This is a genomic window from Vibrio sp. YT-17 (assembly GCF_033337375.1).
GTDB classification, from domain to species: domain Bacteria; phylum Pseudomonadota; class Gammaproteobacteria; order Enterobacterales; family Vibrionaceae; genus Vibrio; species Vibrio alginolyticus.
Genome location: NZ_JAWOQP010000011.1, coordinates 138,121 through 157,539 on the forward strand (window position 1 = coordinate 138,121; position 19,419 = coordinate 157,539).

General features: G+C 42.9%; 18 protein-coding genes. 2 read left to right on the forward strand and 16 right to left on the reverse strand.

What is annotated here, in order from left to right; genetic code table 11:
* Positions 1-10: 10 nt before the first annotated feature.
* From R7F67_RS12795 to R7F67_RS12810, 4 genes are all read right to left on the reverse strand, one after another.
* The gene (locus tag R7F67_RS12795) at positions 11-892 is read right to left on the reverse strand and encodes a YjjW family glycine radical enzyme activase (protein WP_042522877.1); all 882 of its coding nucleotides are present in this window, start codon (positions 890-892) and stop codon (positions 11-13) included.
* 22 nt (positions 893-914) lie between these two features.
* Positions 915-2,459 carry a YjjI family glycine radical enzyme gene (locus R7F67_RS12800; protein WP_054576916.1) on the reverse strand — a complete coding sequence of 515 codons (1,545 nt, stop codon included), beginning with the start codon at positions 2,457-2,459 and terminating at the stop codon, positions 915-917.
* 212 nt (positions 2,460-2,671) lie between these two features.
* Positions 2,672-3,295 (reverse strand): LysE family translocator, encoded by a 624-nt coding sequence (locus R7F67_RS12805; RefSeq protein WP_005377741.1) that lies wholly within the window; start codon positions 3,293-3,295, stop codon positions 2,672-2,674.
* A gap of 202 nt (positions 3,296-3,497) precedes the next feature.
* Positions 3,498-4,715 (reverse strand): HD-GYP domain-containing protein, encoded by a 1,218-nt coding sequence (locus tag R7F67_RS12810; protein ID WP_258475725.1) that lies wholly within the window; start codon positions 4,713-4,715, stop codon positions 3,498-3,500.
* A 487-nt stretch (positions 4,716-5,202) separates the two neighbouring features.
* Between R7F67_RS12810 and R7F67_RS12815 the strand changes: the two genes are divergently transcribed.
* On the forward strand, positions 5,203-6,906 hold the full coding sequence (locus R7F67_RS12815) for a putative bifunctional diguanylate cyclase/phosphodiesterase (protein WP_005377743.1): 1,704 nt from the start codon (positions 5,203-5,205) through the stop codon (positions 6,904-6,906).
* A gap of 107 nt (positions 6,907-7,013) precedes the next feature.
* Here the strand turns inward: R7F67_RS12815 and R7F67_RS12820 are convergent, their stop codons facing one another.
* The 5 genes from R7F67_RS12820 to R7F67_RS12840 all read right to left on the reverse strand — a co-directional run bounded on the left by R7F67_RS12820 (position 7,014) and on the right by R7F67_RS12840 (position 11,344).
* Entirely contained in the window at positions 7,014-7,487 is a 474-nt protein-coding gene (locus R7F67_RS12820; protein WP_005377744.1) for a response regulator, read from the reverse strand.
* Entirely contained in the window at positions 7,474-8,811 is a 1,338-nt protein-coding gene (locus R7F67_RS12825) for an ATP-binding protein (protein ID WP_005389108.1), read from the reverse strand. Before R7F67_RS12825 ends, R7F67_RS12820 begins: the two co-directional genes overlap by 14 nt.
* 3 nt (positions 8,812-8,814) lie before the next feature.
* Positions 8,815-10,233, reverse strand: coding sequence for an SLC13 family permease (locus tag R7F67_RS12830; RefSeq protein ID WP_054576918.1), 1,419 nt, complete (start codon positions 10,231-10,233; stop codon positions 8,815-8,817).
* A gap of 248 nt (positions 10,234-10,481) precedes the next feature.
* On the reverse strand, positions 10,482-10,946 hold the full coding sequence (locus R7F67_RS12835; protein WP_017820619.1) for a GNAT family N-acetyltransferase: 465 nt from the start codon (positions 10,944-10,946) through the stop codon (positions 10,482-10,484).
* 35 nt (positions 10,947-10,981) lie between these two features.
* A complete protein-coding gene (locus tag R7F67_RS12840) occupies positions 10,982-11,344 on the reverse strand; it encodes a hypothetical protein (RefSeq protein WP_054865587.1) in 363 nt (120 codons plus the stop codon).
* A 479-nt stretch (positions 11,345-11,823) separates the two neighbouring features.
* Between R7F67_RS12840 and R7F67_RS12845 the strand changes: the two genes are divergently transcribed.
* A complete protein-coding gene (locus tag R7F67_RS12845) occupies positions 11,824-12,381 on the forward strand; it encodes a DUF3750 domain-containing protein (RefSeq protein ID WP_054865586.1) in 558 nt (185 codons plus the stop codon).
* Between the two features lie 51 nt (positions 12,382-12,432).
* Here R7F67_RS12845 and R7F67_RS12850 read toward each other — a convergent pair whose 3' ends face one another.
* The 7 genes from R7F67_RS12850 to R7F67_RS12880 form a co-directional block, all read right to left on the reverse strand.
* Positions 12,433-14,010, reverse strand: coding sequence for a sensor domain-containing diguanylate cyclase (locus tag R7F67_RS12850; protein WP_005389121.1), 1,578 nt, complete (start codon positions 14,008-14,010; stop codon positions 12,433-12,435).
* Between the two features lie 184 nt (positions 14,011-14,194).
* On the reverse strand, positions 14,195-14,665 hold the full coding sequence (locus R7F67_RS12855) for a heme-degrading domain-containing protein (RefSeq protein WP_005389124.1): 471 nt from the start codon (positions 14,663-14,665) through the stop codon (positions 14,195-14,197).
* Entirely contained in the window at positions 14,662-15,702 is a 1,041-nt protein-coding gene (locus tag R7F67_RS12860) for an oxidoreductase (protein ID WP_005377752.1), read from the reverse strand. Before R7F67_RS12860 ends, R7F67_RS12855 begins: the two co-directional genes overlap by 4 nt.
* Positions 15,703-15,713: 11 nt before the next feature.
* Entirely contained in the window at positions 15,714-16,487 is a 774-nt protein-coding gene (locus tag R7F67_RS12865) for a DeoR/GlpR family DNA-binding transcription regulator (RefSeq protein WP_025766712.1), read from the reverse strand.
* A gap of 167 nt (positions 16,488-16,654) precedes the next feature.
* Complete coding sequence (locus tag R7F67_RS12870; RefSeq protein WP_225496831.1) at positions 16,655-17,497, reverse strand: phosphate ABC transporter substrate-binding protein; 843 nt, start codon at positions 17,495-17,497, stop codon at positions 16,655-16,657.
* Positions 17,487-18,107: an OmpA family protein gene (locus tag R7F67_RS12875; RefSeq protein ID WP_225496830.1), complete on the reverse strand. Its 621-nt coding sequence runs from the start codon at positions 18,105-18,107 to the stop codon at positions 17,487-17,489. Before R7F67_RS12875 ends, R7F67_RS12870 begins: the two co-directional genes overlap by 11 nt.
* Positions 18,100-19,413 (reverse strand): TolC family outer membrane protein, encoded by a 1,314-nt coding sequence (locus R7F67_RS12880; protein ID WP_130544900.1) that lies wholly within the window; start codon positions 19,411-19,413, stop codon positions 18,100-18,102. Before R7F67_RS12880 ends, R7F67_RS12875 begins: the two co-directional genes overlap by 8 nt.
* Positions 19,414-19,419: the final 6 nt, after the last annotated feature.

The window sequence follows — 19,419 nt, forward strand, 5'->3', positions numbered from 1 at the left end:
AACAACGGTACTACGTGAGTACTGTCGGCACGGTGATAGGGTTACTCACGTAGCATCGAAGCTCTGATTTTAAGCGTTCGATATCATGATGAGAGCACATATCCCAAGTTAACGCCTCCCCCATTACTCCGTGATGCTGAAAGGCATTTAAACGGATAAGCACCGATTCAGGAAGAGTACTCAAGTAACGTCCAATTGCTACGATTTCTATATCTAAATCACTTTTTTGGGGAATATGCAGTAAGCGGACCTCGTACAATTTTTCGTGTTCAGCTAGGTAATGAAGGGTTTTAAATACACGATGATTATCACGCCCAGTTAGCCACTGATGCGTCTCCGTCTGCCACGCTTTCAAGTCGATCATTGCGCCATCCAGAAAAGGGAGAATACGCTGCCAACCAGCAACCGCTAAAGAACCGTTACTGTCGATGAAACAAGAGAGGTGCCGTAATTCAGGATCTTGTTTTATCCCTTTAAACAGCTCAATAATGAAAGGAAGTTGTAAGGTAGATTCCCCACCGGATACAGTAACACCACTGATGAAAAAGCGATGTTTGCGTATCAAATCGAGCATTGTTACTACAGAGTAGTCAGTAATTTTTGGATTAGATTGGTTCTGACATATCTCTATACAATGATCGCAGTGGGTGCACTCCTCTTTAAGCCAAACAACGTTGTTGTTTTCGTCGAACTTCAATGCGCCTGCTGAACATTCACTCACACACTCACCACAATGATTACAATGGTTTATCGTGTGAGGATTGTGGCAGTTCAAACACTGATAGTTACAACCCTGTAGAAAGATGACTAGACGATTTCCTGGCCCATCAACACAAGAGAAAGGAAGGATATGAGTGACTTTTGCCAAAAGGCTTCCACTTCGTCTAGACATCTTGTTCTTTCCTAAACCGAACTTATGCCTGCGTGTAAGTCGGTGTTACTTCATGACTCACCACACGTGGTGAGCGTTCTAAAATTTTGGTATTTTTTGCTGCTTCCGCACCTAGAAACGTCGTGTTGGTTCTCGAACCTTCTTTATCATATTTCGCGACATCTGAAAGTTTGATCATGTAGCCTGTCACGCGAATTAAGTCATTTGAAGTGACATTCGCGGTAAACTCACGATAACCAGCATTTAGTGCCCCTTTACATAAATTGAACATCGCTTCTGGGTTAGATTTCACCGTTTCATCAATCGTCAAAATATCGCTGATACCCGCACGATAATACTGATGATGCTTCGCCGTTGCTTGTACATAAGTGACAGGGTCTGGCTCTGCACCATAAGGCAGACGTACACCTGGCGTAGCATCATGATCTAAGCTAATGCCGCCTTGTGCATGTAAGAGCGCTTTGCCATCTAAACCATATTTCACCGGGGTTGAGTCTACCAGTTTAGCCAGTGTTGCTGAAACATCATGAGCAAAAGTATTTGCTCGATCATTTTTTCCGTATCGCCCTATTTGCCCTTCTTTTTCAAATAGAAGGTTTACCGCTTCGGCCATGCCGTACACGCCATACATTGGCGCGAAATAGGACTCTTTTATCAACCCTTCTTGCGTCAAAAAGCCTTGAAAGAAGTTCGATTTTTCATGCAAGTGCGTGCTTCTTGCGTTTATGAGCTCGACCATTAATCGATGGTAAGAAGGCAACGCACTGTTTAAGAAGTCGTTACAGTCTGATGCTCGTTTTGCAACTTCTTTTAAATTCATTCGCACCAATGTGTTCGATCCACCTGCTAATGGAAGCGAGTTGTAGCAACTTACAATACCAAAGCGTGAGCCGTTGTAGGCTTTCGCGTGCATTGGGTAATTGGCGATATGCGGTTTACTGCATTCACAAATGTTCTGTGTCGCTTGACGAAGTAAATCATCAGGTGTAACTGTCTCGTCGTACATAAAGGTGAGATTCGGTGCGATCTGCTTGAGCTCCGCATCTACTTTTAAAACAGTGCGACAAATAATGTTGTCTGTCGGTCCGACATTCACATGCATAAACGCATCTGGCAATGTGCGATCCAGCATGACCCAAAAATGTTTTAACTTTTTGTAAATCTGGCTCTCTGTTAGGTCGCCTATGTAAGGCAACAAGACATCATCTAACTGACCTAAGTAAACCGGAATGTTCGTTACCGAAGGAACATGATGGTAAATGATGGTAAGCATATTCAGCGCATCATCGAAATCATCAGCCGGAGACAACTCTAAATAGTCTGAGCCTTGCGATAGAAATTTAGCGTAATCAGGCAACACGTAGCGAGGTTTAAACGGTGCATGACCTTCAAACATATCGCAGATGATGCCTTCATCCATTGCTTGTCTCAGTGATGGAGATACGGTCATGTAAGGAATGCACGCTTCCGCCTCTAAAGCTAAAAAACTCGACTTCTGTTTTGGAGAAAGACGGACGTCGGTCGCGATATCTAGAAAACGTTGTTGTAGTTTAGAAAGGCTTGTCATCTAAGATATTCCTACAAAGTAACCACAAGCCCACAAGACAAAATACGAGCTCTACCCCTAAAGAGTAACGTGATTTTACTCCTGCTTGGCTGTTGCCACTAATGAAAATAAACAAAACGTCTATTTCCATTCTGGAAATAAGACAAAGCTAAATTAGCGCATTCCAACTTACTATATGGGAAAACCTAACTGCGTACCGAAGTCTGTCTTATTTATCGGTTTGCCGTCGACAACATCACGCCAGCACCAATAAATACTCCACCAGTCAAACGATTGAACAACTTCGCTCTTCCAGCGACAAACAACCAATCAGAGGCTTTTACCCCTAACAATGCATAAAATGTTAGCCAGCTAAGCTCAAAAACCACAAATGTAGACGCGAAAATCGCGTATTGAGCCAGTAGCGGTGCGGAAGGTTCAATGAATTGAGGAAACAAAGCGGTGAAAAAGACTATCGCTTTGGGGTTACTAGCGCCAACAATGAAACCACTAGTGAACGCGCTGAACGCTGTCGCGGAACTTTGAGTCGTTGCCGTTTTATTAAAATCTGTCTGAGATGAGCGCAACGCTTGAATACCTAACCAGATTAAATAAGCGGCACCACACCATTTGATAATATTAAAAACTAACTCAGATGAAGCAATGACAACTCCCAGCCCGGTAAATGAGAGCGTAAGGATGATCGTAATCGCAGACAAACTGCCAAGTGCAGTCATGAAAGCAATACGAAACCCACTACTCACTCCTTTACTCAAACACAACAGTGAGCTTGGTCCTGGTGAAGCAGTGAGCACGAGAATGGCAAGAGTGTAAAAAATCCATGTATCTATTTGCATTGGCATCCCTTCCAGAAAAATGAGGTTTATAGCCCATTGTGTATAGAACTATTTTATCGCCCGGTTTCTATCCATGAAGCCGAGGTCTTAATAACCATCTTGCATCTAAATAACTTAGAAAAAATTAATAGATAGTTATGCAAATAAAATACGATCTACATGCAAGGATGTAAAGCCTGTTGTATAAGCTTATCTATTTCTCTTAATCATAAAAAGGCTTAGGATCGATCTCTAACGATGAAGGCGCTATCGCTCTTTCAATTTTGTACGCACTCGTTTTTAAATCCACCATCGTGACATCAATGTATCGTTTATACTTGCGGGAGTAGAAACATTTCACTTCTGGCTTTAATGCTTGAGATTCATTTGAAGACCAAACAATACCAACACGCCCATCGTTCAACTCGACAATGGAGCCTACGGGGTACATCCCAATGCAATTAATGAATTTGTAAACTAAGTCGGCGTCTAAATGAAATGGCGTTAGACTCAACAAGATTTTAAACGCTTCGGCAGAACTCATGCCTTTTTTGTAACAGCGATCAGCCGTTAGCGCATCGTAGATATCTACAATACAGCTCATACGGCCGTGAATTGGAATCTCCTCCCCCTTCAAGCCTCTAGGATAACCATTGCCATCTAACTTCTCGTGGTGCATCAAACAAACATCACGGCTTACTTCACTAAGCCCTTTTACGTGAAGGATAATCTCACCTGCGAACACTTGATGTAGCTTCATATGTTCAAATTCTTCAGGCGTTAGCTTCGCTGGCTTGTGCAAGATCTTATCATCGACTTTAATTTTACCTACATCATGAATAATGCCACCTACAGCAAGCTGTTTTAGCGTTGGTTTATCCAAGCCCAAGTACTTACCGAATGACACTAAAAGACAAGCGACATTGACGGAGTGTTCCAATAAATAAGAATCTTTTTTTCGGAGTGCAGAGACACACTGCAACGCATCTGAGTCAATAAAAACACTCTCAATGACATCGTCAGCCCAAGCTTCTACTTCATCAACTTCTATGATTTTTCCTTCAAAAGTTTGATTCAATAGTTTTTGCGCCAAATCTTTTGCTTCGGCGATCAGCCTTTTGGCTCGCTTGTGTTGGATGTCTCTCGAACGATAAGCTCGTTGACCCCTCTTAAAATCGGAGTGTTTCTGCTCTCGCGTCTCTTTAGTGGCATCAGTTGATTCATCTACAGGCTTGAAGACACACTGCTGCGAAGATAATGTTTGATCTACCCAAACATACTTTACGCCACTTGTAGCAAGCTTCTTAATGCCTTCAGGGCTAGATATCCGCCCTGCATTGGCTAAATTGACGCGCTTGTTGTGCTCTATCGCGGTAACAAACATACCAACGCCGATATCAGCGAGCGCAATTTTGATTGAATTTTTCGGATCGTACTGCATATAAAGAAGGCTTACTCGATATTAACGTCCGCATTATAAGAGATTTGATTACTTGGCGTGATAATAAATTTGAATTGATTACAATTAATGAGCATCCTGTCAATTAATAATCGGTCGCGCTCATTAAGTCCTTTTTGTTATTATGGTTTTATCCAAGATAACATATATACAAATGACGTTAGAAAACCGCACATTGATACCGACACAACTGAAAATAACTTTAGGATAATTATTCATAAATATTTATAGATTGCGGACGGCATCAATAACTGTATTTTATAAATGATTTTTACTGTTGACTATTTTTTATAAATGTCGATGATTAGCCGCCTAATCTTAGTATGTTATTAACCTAGTAGCGCATAAAATGATAGCCAAACAATTTGAACTGACACTTTTGTGATTGTAATGTACGCCAGCAGATCAACTCTATGTTATCAACCCCAACACTCATCTCTGATGCTAAAAGGCTCGAGGAGGAAATATCTTGACCACCATATTTGACCAACAAGTCTCAGATAGTGACCGAGAGTTCCTAAAAATCGTCGAAGAACGATTCATTCATATCTTCGATGTATTTAACGAAGGCCTCTTTTACATGGATGAGTTTGGCACCATGGTATTTTATAACAAGGGCTTTTATGAGCAGCTTGGTATCAACGCTGGTCGAATCAGCTTAGAGCAATGGTTAGACCTTGTTCACCCTCTCGATCGAGAAAGACTCTCCACTCGGGTCGATGCTCACATCATTACCAACAACACGAGGGTCACAACGACCTACCGCGTGCGTAAACCCAATGGACAGTACGTCTGGATTGAAGGCGTAGCCATGACCAAAGAAACAGAACATGGTCATTATATGGTTGGTAGCCACCGTGATATTTCTGAACGCAAGCTGATGGAAAGCTACATTCATCAAGTCGCATTTCATGACAATGCGTCAGGTATGGCTAATCGCGCCCATCTCTTGCTGGATATTGAAGATAGTGTGCGAGCCACCGATTCTTGTGCATCTATCTGTTACATTCAGATAGAAGAGATTAAATCTTACTTAAATCAATATGGCAGCGAGTTGGTCGATGGGTTAGTGGAAAAATTGCTACAAACTCTCAGTCACCTACCTTCTCCAAATAGTTCTGTATATCGCGTACATGATGATGACTTTGCGATTTTGATTCACGATGAATGCTCGGTAGAAACGCTGCAAAGTTATGCCGAAAGTTTAAAGGAAACCTACCACGAGGCAGTGATTGAAGAGGGCCAATACTTAGGAAGTAACATTAGTATTGGTTTGTATCCTTGCATAGATCCAAGTCACTCAGCAGAGGAAATATTACGTAAAGCAGCACGAACTTGTCAGTACGCAAGCGAGCAGAATAAAGACCGTGTTGCGGTTTACAGTGAGAAAACTCAGCATGCCGTAGACCGTTATTTCTTTATTGAGCAAGGTCTAAAAAGTGCACTAGAAAAACAGACATTAAGCGTTAAGTTTCAGCCAATTATTGACGCCAAAAGCTCAAAAGTGGTGAGCTTCGAATCTCTGGTTCGCTGGCGTAGCAAAGAGTTTGGCGAAATTTATCCAGACGAATTCATCCCCGTGGCAGAGAACAAAGGTTTGATTGTCGAACTCGGATATCAAGTCTTTGCCAAAGCGTGTGAATTTATCAAAAACTACCGTGAGCGTTACCAAAACCAAGTTCGCGTCAACGTGAATGTTTCTGTACTTCAGTTAATGAACAGTGAATTCCCTGCGCGAATTAAAGCCATGGCGGATGAGGTTGGTGTCGATCCTGAGTCTATTGTGTTGGAACTAACAGAAACGTTTATTTTGGATAATAATCAGACAGCCATTGCCCCTCTGAATACCCTCAGGGAACTAGGATTTGCACTCTCTCTGGATGACTTTGGATCGGGTTACAGTTCATTAAATAGCTTCTTCGACCTCCCGATGACACAAATCAAAATTGATAGGTCGATGGCGTGGAAAACACTAACCAACCGCTCTTCACAAGAATATCTGAAGTTTCTTATCACTATGTGCCAGGAAAATAATATTGAAGTAGTGATTGAAGGAATTGAAGACGCCAAAATGTGTGAATTTTTTACCGAAATGGGCGTCGATTATCTGCAAGGTTATTGGTTCTCTAAGCCACTTTCTGTTGCCAGTGCAAGCCGCTATTCGTTGAGTTAAGCATACTAGAGCAATATTCCGCACGGCCACGTTAAACATGCTGAACTATTCACTATAGATTTCAGACACTAACTGGCCGTGACGAAAACAAGCTTAATGTCCCCCGATTAACGTAGACGTTCAAACACCACACTCTGATCTAAATGCTCGTGATACTGAGTGTAATCTAAGCCCACATCAAAGATATATTGGGTCACCAGGTTTCTAACGCACTCTATTAATTGGCTTGCTTGCCATGGTTTTTCAAAGTAGCGGTCAATGCCTGCGGAGTTGATCGCATTAATCGTATCGGTGTGCGTCGCTTGCCCGGTAAGAAGCACTTTCCTCGTAAAGCCAAAACGACCGTCCTTTGATACATCGGTCAGCAGTTCTACTCCCGTTTTACCTGGCATCACATGATCGGAAATAATCAATGCGATCATCTCGCCTTCTGCATCAAATTCATCCATCAGTTCTAGAGCCTCACCTGCTGATTCGCAGTCTTCGACATTCAACCACTGATTTAACGGCTCTAAATCTTGTAGAACCGCGCTTAGTACCTCTCGTTGGTCATCAACGCAAATCACATTAAGCTTCTCCATGTTCACCCTCTACTGGTAACTTGATTCTAAAAATCGTTTTTTCACTGTCGCTCTTTACCACAATAGAGCCGTTATATCCGGCGATAATGCGCTTTACAATCGACAGACCTAACCCTAAACCAAACGACAAGCCCCCCTTTTTAGTAGTGAAGTTTGGCCGGAAAATTTTTCTACGTGTCGCTTCATCAATTTCTGGTCCGTTGTTAGCAATCGTGACCAAAATTTTACCCTTACTCTCCCGAGTATGTATTTCGATACCGGGTTTCTCCGTTTCACCAAGTGCATCGCACGCATTCTTTAATATATTTACCCAAACTTGGACGAGTTCGGTTTGAGAACCAATAAAAGCAGGTAAATCCGCAGGGCTAAAACGAACACTCACTCGTCTTAAGTCACTTTGCAATAGAGCCAAGGCGCGATTGATTGAATCATTGATGTTAATCGCTTCATCCAAGTCGATATCCGTGCGCCCCAATTGTTTTACGGATCGTACAATGCCAACGGTATGTTTAGAGGCAATGCGTAAGTCATGGAGATCTCGTCCCATTTGCCAGAAACGTATCGCTTCTTCTGGTCTTTTTAGCCAATGTTCCGAAAGGAAATTATTTGGAACGGCACGTGCAAGATCACGAGCAACCTCCTTGGTTAAACCGTAGTATTTTTCGAAGTGGCGCCCCCGCTTTCTCGCTTCGCTAGAAGAGACTTTCTGCCCTTGCATTAAACCAAAATCAAAAAATTGACTCGCTTCCGGATGAACTTCTTCAAGCAGTTCCATGATAACTGTCTCTAGCCGTTCTGATTTACTGCTTACAACGCCTATCGCATTGTTCAACTCATGAGCAATACCCGCTGCAAGCTGCCCCAACGTTGTCATTTGCTCTGCGGTATGAAGCTTTTGTAGTGCTTTTTCTTTAGCCAATGCCTCTTGCATTGCGCGCCGTTGACGACGAGATAATTCGTTAACCATCACAGGCATAAATTGTGTCGTCAATGGTCCGTATGTCGCCTCTTCCACGGCGGGCGTATCGCGCTGTATCCAAGCCAATTCAACATCGGTTTGAGCAATCACTGTCGAAGAGGCAGTCCACGTACCAGAAAAGAAACTGTGTACGCCAATAAACGCACCTTGAGACGCAGAAAATACCTGGATCGGTTTCTTGTCATCTTCCGCGTAATAGCCCGCCAGCTCTCCCGAAAGCACATAGTACAAGCGATCGTTGTAGCCTGCTTGCTCAATAAGCACCGACCCGGATAAAACCGTTAATCGGCGTTCAAGGTGATTAAAGTAGCGTTGTACTAACGCGTCTAACTTCGTTTCGTACATGGGTTATCCAATATGCCCAACAGTATGTAAAATCCACACCATCACAAAACTGAGTAATACGCCAATCACGCCTAGCACGGCACCGATACGAGCCATTTGGCCGCTCTCGACATGCCCTGTTGCATGAGCTAACGCGTTTGGTGGCGTACTGATTGGTAACGACATACCGAGTGAAGCGGCAAATGTCACGACCAAGATTAGAGTAACTTCACCGCCGAGAGGCGTTAGCGAAGCCATAGAAGTACCCAGCGCAGCCATAATCGGCATCAGCAAGTTTGCGGTGGCTGTATGCGACATAAAGTTTGCCATTAACAAGCACAAGAAAGCCGCACCAAACAAGACAACATATGGCGAGAACTGATCAAACGGAATGCTGTGTACCACCAGCTTCGCAAGCCCGGTTTTATCTAGAGCAAGACCCAGAGCAATACCGCCTGACACCAACCAAAGCACATCCCAAGAGATTTTCTTCAAGTCTTCTTTGTTGATGATGCCCGTCAATGAGAACACTGCGACCGGAATTAATGCTACTGTGTAAGAATTCATTCCATGTGCAGAACCCATCAACCAAAGAATAATCGTGCCGGCAAAGGTGACGTAAACCATTATTGCTTTGGGTGTTTTCAAAAACTTGCTTTTAATGTTCAGATCGATGGTGGTTTGTTCGGCTTTATACAAAAAGCCAATCAGAAACCAGGCTAACGCCATCATCACGATAACGAATGGCACACCAAATACCATCCATTCACCAAACGTAATTAAGTTGTCACCAACCAAATATTTTAGGGCGATGGCATTCGGTGGCGTGCCGATTGGAGTACCAATGCCACCAATGTTGGCCGCAACAGGAATACACAAAGCGAATGCAATTCGACCTGGGTCTTTAGGCCCGAAAACCGCTATCACAGGGGTTAAAATGGACAACATCATCGCTGTTGTTGCGGTGTTTGACATAAACATGGAAAAAACAGCGGTGATCAGCATCAACCCCAGCATAACGAACTTTGGTTTTTGTCCAAATGGTTTGAGTAACACTCGGGCTAAGTTGACATCTAACCTGTACTTTGTCGCCGCCATAGCCAAAAAGAAACCGCCGAGGAAGAGCATGATAATCGGACTAGCGAAGGTCGCCATTATCTCGTTGTATTGTAATAGCTCACCAAAATGTGGCTGCCCTTCTTGCAAACGAAAGAGCACAATACCTTTATTTGATACAAGCAATAGCTCTAGGACAATGATCACAACCGACGTGGCGTAGATTGGAATTGGCTCGAATACCCAGCAAAGTGCGGCAAGCAAGAAGATTGCAATCACTCTTTGCTGGATGATAGTAATGCCATCAAATGGGAACGCAGAGAGAGGCATTAACCAAACAAGCAATGGTATCAATGTTGGAACAACGTATTTGAGATAAGGGCGCATAGTACTACTTCTCTTCCTGAGATGGTTAGCCAGACACATTTGGCGTTTGGAACGCTATTACCCGCCGCAAAACCAAAACTTTCAGACTGTTTTTAAGCCTTCAGAGACGAAATGCGGTAATGGCGTTCCAGAGAAGATTATGTACACTGTTTTCAAACAAAACATTGGTGCGAGATCAATGAACTCGCTTTCACATTGGAAAACATTTTATATCTGTGTTCAAGCTCACTAAATGCTCACTATTTAAGTTAAATATACTTTTCCATCATAAAGTTAGTTAAGGTTTCTCCCCTAACCTCAACACGTTGTCGAGACTTAACTGTGAAACCCATTTTCTCGTAAAAAGGTCGGGCGGTAATACTCACTTCAGAATACAGTCGTTTTATCCCCTGTACTTTCGCCTGTGAAAAAAGAAAAGACATCAAATCACGACCAACACCTTGTCCTTGGTATTCATGATGGCAAAAGAAATGATCAATCAAGCCGTCACCTTGCAAATCACAATAGCCAACGACCTGCCCTTCTATCTCCGCGACATAGGGTTGAATATCGTCCATTTTGCGTTGCCACACATCGAGGTCAAAATCTGATGGTGCCCAAGCGGAAACTTGTGATTCCGTGTAATCGCGACGATTAATGATTCGCACAGTATGGTAAAAGAGTGCCCACAGTGTTGGGGCATCCTCGGTGCGATAGCAGCGTATTGAGAGCATCAATTTCCTCATTCTTATTCAATAAATACTAAGCATTAACGCAAAGTGATACTAGTGAACTCATCATTTTCAATGCCAATCACTAAAGGCTTCCCAATCTGATCACTGTTCATCAGTACGGTTGTATTCAGCTCTCGGCTTGATCTGCGTATTTTGCTTTTTCTTATGATATGAACATTCACAATATAATCGGAATACTCCTTTATGATTCCGCCGGAAAATTCTACGTGCTCACTTTCATTGTCTCGGACAACATGAAATTTTCGATTGGCTTGAATATCAGTACTGATGGAGGAGTCACCATAGCTCAGCACAACGGACGTTGGTTCGCTATCTTGATTGGCAAAACAGCCAAATGCGAACATGCTTAATGCGAGTATACTTTTTGATTTAAACATTAATTATTCTATTTCTAGTTATTTTTCTGCTATTTGCATGACCAAACAGCACTTGTTCTGTGAGCGCCTATTGTGCCATAGCTGAACGCTGACTCTAAACGCGCAAAAAGATGAGCGATGAAAATTCCGTCCAAAACAAGCAAATGTGAGACAATGTGAGGGTCCCAAACTCACTCAATCAGTCAAAATCCACTGTAAACCTCTGTTTTTTAATGCTTTTAATTCATGTAGCCGTGTAAGGAATACATACAACCTCTTACTTTTTCATACGCAACTAGACGAATCGTTCGAGAAATACGGCATCGTCTATGCCACATGTTACAAATCGGCTTACCTTATTATTACGTATGAACTGGAATTATGGCACTAACTTCCCTCTCTCTTTTAATAAGGATAGGATTTCAACAATCAGGCTTGCCACGTTTTTATAGCTAAAATCAGTAGAGCGTTACCAGCATCGGTTGGTCTAGGAGCAATAAATGAAAGACCTTCTCAACTTTACTCACCTTGTAAAAATTGGGTTCATGTCAATCGCGGTTATGCTGGGTGGATGCACTCAAGTAGATTGGCGTACTGCTAGCAGAGAACCTGCGGGTATCGCACCCGACCCTTCTAATGTTAAGCATGCTGTGATTGAGTTTTACGCCGCAGATGCGTTTGGTTGGCGAGGCTGGTTTGCTGTTCATACATGGTTTGCAATAAAGCCTGAAAATGCGAACGAATATACAGTGTATGAAGTAGTCGGCTGGAGAGTGAATCGCGGACAACCCGCTCTATATCAGTACCAAACTGGGACGCCAGATCGATATTGGTATGGTGCAAAACCAGAAAAGATCCTCTCCATACAAGGTGAAAAGGCCCGCCAGCTTATCCCTAAAATACAAAGTGTTATTAACCAATACCCTTGGGCTGAAGAATATACGCTGTTTCCAGGGCCAAATAGCAATACATTTCCGGCTTGGGTGGGTAAACAAATTCCAGAATTAGAGCTGAACTTGCCGTTTCGCGCAATTGGTAGCGGTTACGCCAGCGATTAACAGCAAAGATTAGTCACTGGCTCGTTTTATGTTCAGCATAAAGCGCAATATCTATTGTGCGTCGTCACCCAACTCCGTTCTATTTCTTCCATTATGTTTCGCTTTATACAGTGCATTATCGGCGTCTTTCATTACCGCTTCAATTGGTGTGTCATTGCCTTTCCAGTGAGAAACGCCCAACGAAACCGTGACCTTACCAACCACCTGAAAGTCATGTTGTTCCACGTTGTGTCTAATACGCTCTGCAACATCCATAGCGTGGTTTACGTCTGTTTTTTCCAAAAACATCATAAACTCTTCACCGCCAGAACGACACAGGTGATCATTAGAGCGAGCTTGGTCTTTCATTAACTGCGCAAACTCTCTAAGTAAGTTGTCACCCACGTCATGGCCATAGTTATCGTTTACGCTCTTAAAGTGGTCAATATCTAGCGCCAAAACAGAGAACGCGGTATTTTCCTGCTTAAACAAACCAAGAACTTTATCTAATCCACGTCGATTCAATAATCCAGTCATCGAATCTGTTAATGTATCCAGTTGCAGCTTATCAATGGTTTTTGACACGATACCAAATGCTTTAAGAAAACTAAGCTTCAAATGTGAGACCTCAAAATACCAAGACTTAACCAGTTTGAGGTCATCGATAGATGATGAATGTTCTTCGACACCTCGCACAGCACCCGCTAACTGCCAAAGTGGTCTAGAAATAAGAAGGGACAAGAACCAAATTAGCAACAAAGTTAATAAACCAATTGGAATCGACTTAAGGAAAACATTCCACATCTGTTCATCTAGCACAGATAACGTCATCGATTTCGGGCGCTGAGCAACAATTCCCCATCCTGATGACTTTACTGGTGCATAACCAGCAAGCATTTCGACGCCGCGAGAGTTAACAATTTCTTTGTTACCGCTCTGCCCCATCGTCACCGCTTTGATTGCCTCATTATCGTCGATTACTTCACCAACTCTCGACTGATCTGGGTGATAAATCAGAGTGTTACTCTCATCGACAACGTAAAGGAAAGAACCATCTTTGTATGCGTGCTGGCTGAGTAACTCTGCAAGAATATTTTCTTTTTCTAGATAAATAGTGCCGCCGATATAACCTAAATATTCATTAGATTGAGAAAATATAGGGTATGAGATGGTTAACAAGTAATTTCCAGCGGGCGATATAAATGGTTCAGTAACAACCGGTGCTTGAGCGTTTAAAGACTGGCGTTTTCTTTCACCCACTAACCTTACACCTTTCACCTGAAGTGTTTCAGGGGATACAGAAATAATAACCCCTTTTGCATTAACGACAACCACAGAGTTAAATGATTTGGTTTGCGTTCTTAATCTCTCAGCCTCTTTATCAAGAAGCTGAGCGTCATGCATCTTGTCTTTTAGCACGTTCGCACTGTATTTTAGCTGCGACATTGAGCTTTCTATGAAAGAGTCTGTCATTTCAGACATTTTTTGGGCGTAAACACGGTTTGATTCTAACGTGTTATTGATGATGAGATCCCTTTGAACACGATAAATCGAGTAGAATGCGTTGATCAAAGTGACAAGCACACTGAACACACATAGGGTGACAATAAGATTTCTAAGATTGAGTTTTTCTTTTCTTCTAAAAGACATTGCCAATGGCCAACTTTGAAGGCTTTCTATATGAATGAGCGTATAGGTTATATGAAATTGATTTGATTTTCAGGTAGTAAGTTGGGATCAATGTTAATATTTGCTCACATTAAAGAACACTTTATGAGCTAAAAAGAGAATTCAGTAGCACGATAAAGAACCGTGCTACTTTCATATTTGGCGTTTAAGAGGGTTTTGTCTCTGTCATCGTTTTTAATATATCCACAACTAGCTGATGATCATCTAACTGCGGTAAACCCGATACCGTCACAACCCCAACCAAACCAGACCCAGAAAGCCGAATTGGGAACGCGCCACCATGAGCACAGTACTCACGAGCATCGAGATGAGGCTGATTTTCGAAATCACGTTGCTTTTGCTTGTTGTACAGAGAAAGATAGTAAGAGCTGTGGCCATACCTTAATACTGAGTTTCGCTTCCTACGGACCCAATCTAAATGATCAGCACAGGTTCCTGCCATCGCGTATTGAAATAGCGTTTGTCCAAAGCCGTAAACCTCAATAGCAACAGCCGCGCCGCGAGCTTCAGCCTCTTCTTTTAGAGCGAGGCCGATAGACCACGCAATATGATGATTAAATTCCGCCAACTGAAGTTCATGCTCTTGCCGGGCCACGAGTTCAAGCGTCAAACTCATGGTTTCACCTGAATCGTTTTACCCGTTTTACTGCTTTCCAATGCCATCTCAATCAGAGCGATATTCTGTACTGCTTGAGCGGCAGGGACCGGGTTATCAGTGCCCAAACGAATGGCGTCTGCCACACCAACAAAGTAAGCTTGGTACGCGCCTCTCTCCGTTTTGATAGTTTGCGCACCATCTTCGTCGTAACGGACGCCGTATAACGCCTCATCTTCTTCCGACCAAGCATCGTTTTCCGGCAAACGGCCTTCTTTTAAGTAGCCCTCTTGAGGATCTAATCCGAACTTTTCATATTTAGCTTCCGTACCCAATACTTTGTATCGGAGATTCGGCTCTGGGCTATACAAGTTTGAATGCAAGTGCACAATATGCTCAGGGTAATGAAGTATCAAGTTGTAATAATCAATCGTCGTCGCGCCCGGACGCATCATTCGACATTGTGCGTCTATCGCATCTGGCAAGCCAAACAACACCAATGCTTGATCGAGAAGATGAGGAGCAAGGTCGAATAGAATACCACCACCATCTTGAGCTAGCTCTCGCCATCGTTGACGAACTTCAGGGCGGTAACGGTCAAAGTGTGACTCAAACAGCTTTATATCACCTAACTTACCTTGTTCGATAAGAGATTTAACCGTGAGAAAATCTCCATCCCAACGTCTATTGTGAAAAACGCTCAGCACTAGACCTTTCTCTTCCGCCAAGGCGATAAGTTCATTACCGTCTTCTATACGAGTAACAAACGGTTTCTCGACGATGACGTGTTTCCCATTGTTCAACGCACGCTTTGCAAGTTCGTAATGTACGTCATTTGGCGCAGTAATGATTACGAGCTCTGCATCACTATCATCGAGTAAAGTATTCGCATCAGAAAACCACTTGGCATCTGGCCAATCATTTTGAACCGCCTCCTGTTGACGAGAGCTTATCGCGCTCAGCGTTAAATTTGGTAGCGCTTTAATGAAGGGTAAATGAAACGTTTTTGCTGAATATCCGTAACCAATCACAGCGGTTTTTACGGGATCGTAAGCCATTCTAAGATTCCTTATTTCGGTGACACAACAATACATTCAATATCATTGTGATCGAGGAGTTGTTGAAAATCTGATTGAGGGGGATGATCGGTAATAATGATGTCGATCTTTGACAAATCACATACGTGGTGGAAATTGTCGCTACCAATTTTTCGGGATTCACAAACGACGATGACCTGCTGAGCTTGAGCAATCATCGCTTGTTTCATTGTAGCTTCTAACAAACTATTTGTTGTCAGCCCTCGGGATGTCAATGCACACACGCCAATGAACGCTTTGTTCACGTGATACTGCTGCATTTGCTGCTCTGCTTGCGCCCCTAAAACTGCTCTGGCATAAGGGTCAAAGTGTCCGCCTAAGAAATAAACGTCCATTGTGTCGTTTGTTTCAGCAGCGGTCAGTACATCAATGCTGTTAGTGACGACGTTGAGCTTGTTTTCTCCACAATGTGCTTTTCCTGCATAGAGTGGGAGCAGAGACAAAATGGTGCTGGTATCAATAACAAGATGGTCGCGCTCATCCAACAACGCTGCGGCAGCTTGAGCTAGTCGATGTTTAACGTCACTCACGGGTCGACTCGCGTATGCCTCGGTATGGGAAGAGATCGGCGCAAGCATGACACCACCTCGTATTCTTTGTAACCCAGGTTGCTGACTCAACTTAACTAAGTCTCGACGAGCTGAATCTCGCGAGATACCAAAGTACTCACAAACTTCAGACAACGTTACTTTGTTTTGCTGCTCCAGCTTCGCTCTGAGTGCTACGAGTCTTTCTTCTTGTGTCATGACTTAAATTCACTTAAGTGGTTTTAAGTAAACTTGCCACAATAATAGAAAAATTACCAACAAAACCACTTACAACCAACTCAATTGACCAAAGATAAATGAGCAGCAAGGCAAAACTTCCTAGGACGGTACGTTCACTCAAGCCCACATAGTTAGGCGTATGAAGTTTATTTATACCCGTTTAAAACAACTGGCTCATCTAGCCCTAACTTCACTCTATTTCTTTTAATAAGCGCTTTTGGTAGTGGAATAAACCCAGCATTTCGTACCTGTTGTGTATTGTGGTCGGTTGTAAGGAGTTCAAATAGCTTTGATTTTTTGATCTTCTGATTAGTGTCGAATTGTTTATTTATATAAACGTAATAGACCACGGAAAATGGATAGCGAAGAGAATAGATGCAATCTGTGCTCAAAGAGCATGAGTCATCGTTATGATGAACAGAGAGAGCCTTGTAGCTCGACCACTGTTCTGAGTATTTAAAATCGGAGTATCGCATATAAGCTTTGGCTGAAAAGTCGTCGCTTAAAGCCCGTTTCAATCGGTCTTCATCAAGCGTTTGAATCGATGATTGACAACCATTAGAGCTCACATCTGGGTTACTTAAACGCATCTCCCCGAAAGCATACGTATTTGCATCACAGCGTTTCAATTCACTAACGGAAACACTATCTACCGTACTCTTTTGACTATTGATTACGACAATAGCGTTTGCCATTAAAAACAAACGTGTAGGCCTGTGGCCTCTTTCTCGTTGAAATCGGGAGATGTTTTCATCTGACCATTTCTTAGATGTGATCGCAATAGAGGCTCCGTCATTTAGCATGTCGTTAAAACCACCAGACTGAGATGCAAGCGCTACATTTACACTTGGCTCATCTATCAATGTTTCTATCGTTTCTAGTATCTCTGGTTCGACAAAAATCGATGTTCGAGCCTCAGAGTCAGCAAATGCCAGCGGTGAAATCAAACATGAAGCTAGAGCAAAGAAAGGCAAGACTTTAATTTTCATAATTCAACTCCAACTTCGAATTAGGTGTCAACTCGCTGTCCGAACTAAATATAGTCCACGCTTGTTCAGTACTTTCAGCTTTCGTGTTTACAACAGCAATTGTGCGCCTTTCCCGTTTTTTTAGTTGTACCGTCAATGCCGTATTCTGATAAAACTCTTGCTCTTCAATTCGATTATCTTGAATGCCGTTTCTCACTAGCAATTTTCGTATAGCTGCCGTTCTTTTCTTTGCCAACGCTTTGTTGTATTCGAGTGACGCTTCAGGGCTTGTGTCTCCTATCAGTATGACTTGCGCATTTGGGTTACTCTGAAGCAATGCTTTCAACTCGCTTAGCGGCATATCATGAGATGACGTTACCTGATGCTCATCCATCGCAAAGAAAAAACTGATCAGGTGTGTCTGCGAGTCGTTGACCCAATTCGCACAGCCCTCACTGTCAACAACCACACCTTTGGGCGTATCTGCGCAGTTATCTCGTTGGTTTATCACGCCATCACTATCATTGTCTTTAAGGTCGTTGTACTGGTAAGTGGTCAACATCGTATCCGGTGATTCAGCACAGCCTGCTAACATGAAAACTAGAAGACTCGTCACTGCGAATTTATCCATTATTGTTCTCCTTCCAGTTCTCTGGATACTCAACTCGCAACGCATAAGTCAGAATCCCCATCGAGTTGAATAAACGGTAAGTGGCAACCAAATGATCGTACTTTGTTCGGGTATAGTTCCGTCTCGCAACAAACGTTTCAACTTTGGCATCTAATACATCTAACAAACTGCGTCGCCCTACATTGAACTGCTGGATGTACCCTAATTCAGTTACTTTCGCCGCATCAACGTTGACTTTTAAATACTCCATTTGCTGTTGAAGCAATGTATGTGCGTCCCATGCCAGCCTTACACCTTCATTCGCATCTAGTTCTGCATTTGCTCGAATAGCCCTTGCCTCCTCAACTCTCCAGGCGGATGACTCCACTCGGGAGTCTGTAGAAAAGCCGTTAAAAAGATCGTAGTTGACCGTCAGCATAACCTTTGCATCTTCGTTAATGCCTTCAATATTATCCACGTTGTCTGTTTTGTTGGCTGACAGCTCAAGCTTGAGCTCTGGGTAGTAATCCCCCTTTTCTCTTTTTACTTCATGTCGAGCCGCCTCTAAATCTTTCATCGCCGACTGTATGGATGGGTGCAACCTAACCGCTTGTTTGAGTGCTTCGTCCAGCTTATTCGGAAGCAACTCCTGCGGGTAAACAGGTTCAACTAAGTTTTGCGGCGCTCGACCAACCAAACGTACAAATCTTGTTCTAGCATCGGAAAGATTGTTTTGGGCGGCAATCAATGAGGACTGTGTTGTCGCGACACGCGAAGAAACCTGCGCTAAGTCGGAGTTGCTGGTTAAACCTTTTTCTTTTTTATCTAGAATGAAACGGTAGATCTCTTGGTGTTCATTTAGGTTTCTTTCTGTCAGTTTCATCAACTCTCGGGCATGTAAAACATCCACATACGCTCTGACAGTATCTAATGCAACATTTTCCGCAGATGCCAATAAGCCCAAGCGTTCAGCTTCAGCCTCGTAAGATAGGCGATCAACATCAGCACTTGTTTTAAATCCATCAAATAACAGTTGGGAGATTCTTACGCCCATCTCCGTTCTTTCTAATGTTCTATCTTCACTGTCGATGTAGTTTCCGTTGTTATATCGAGTACCTTCGTACCCTGCTGCAGCATACAAATTAACCTGAGGAAGAAATGAACCATTTATGGCATTTCGGTCTCGTACCATCGACTCATAGCGAGAATAGCGAGCAAGCAAACTGGGGGAGCTATCGAGAGATAACGTAACTGACTCTTCTAAAGTCAAAGCGTTTGGCGACGATGATACTGCAAACAAGACCAATAACGTTGATTTAAGCCGCATCTTATA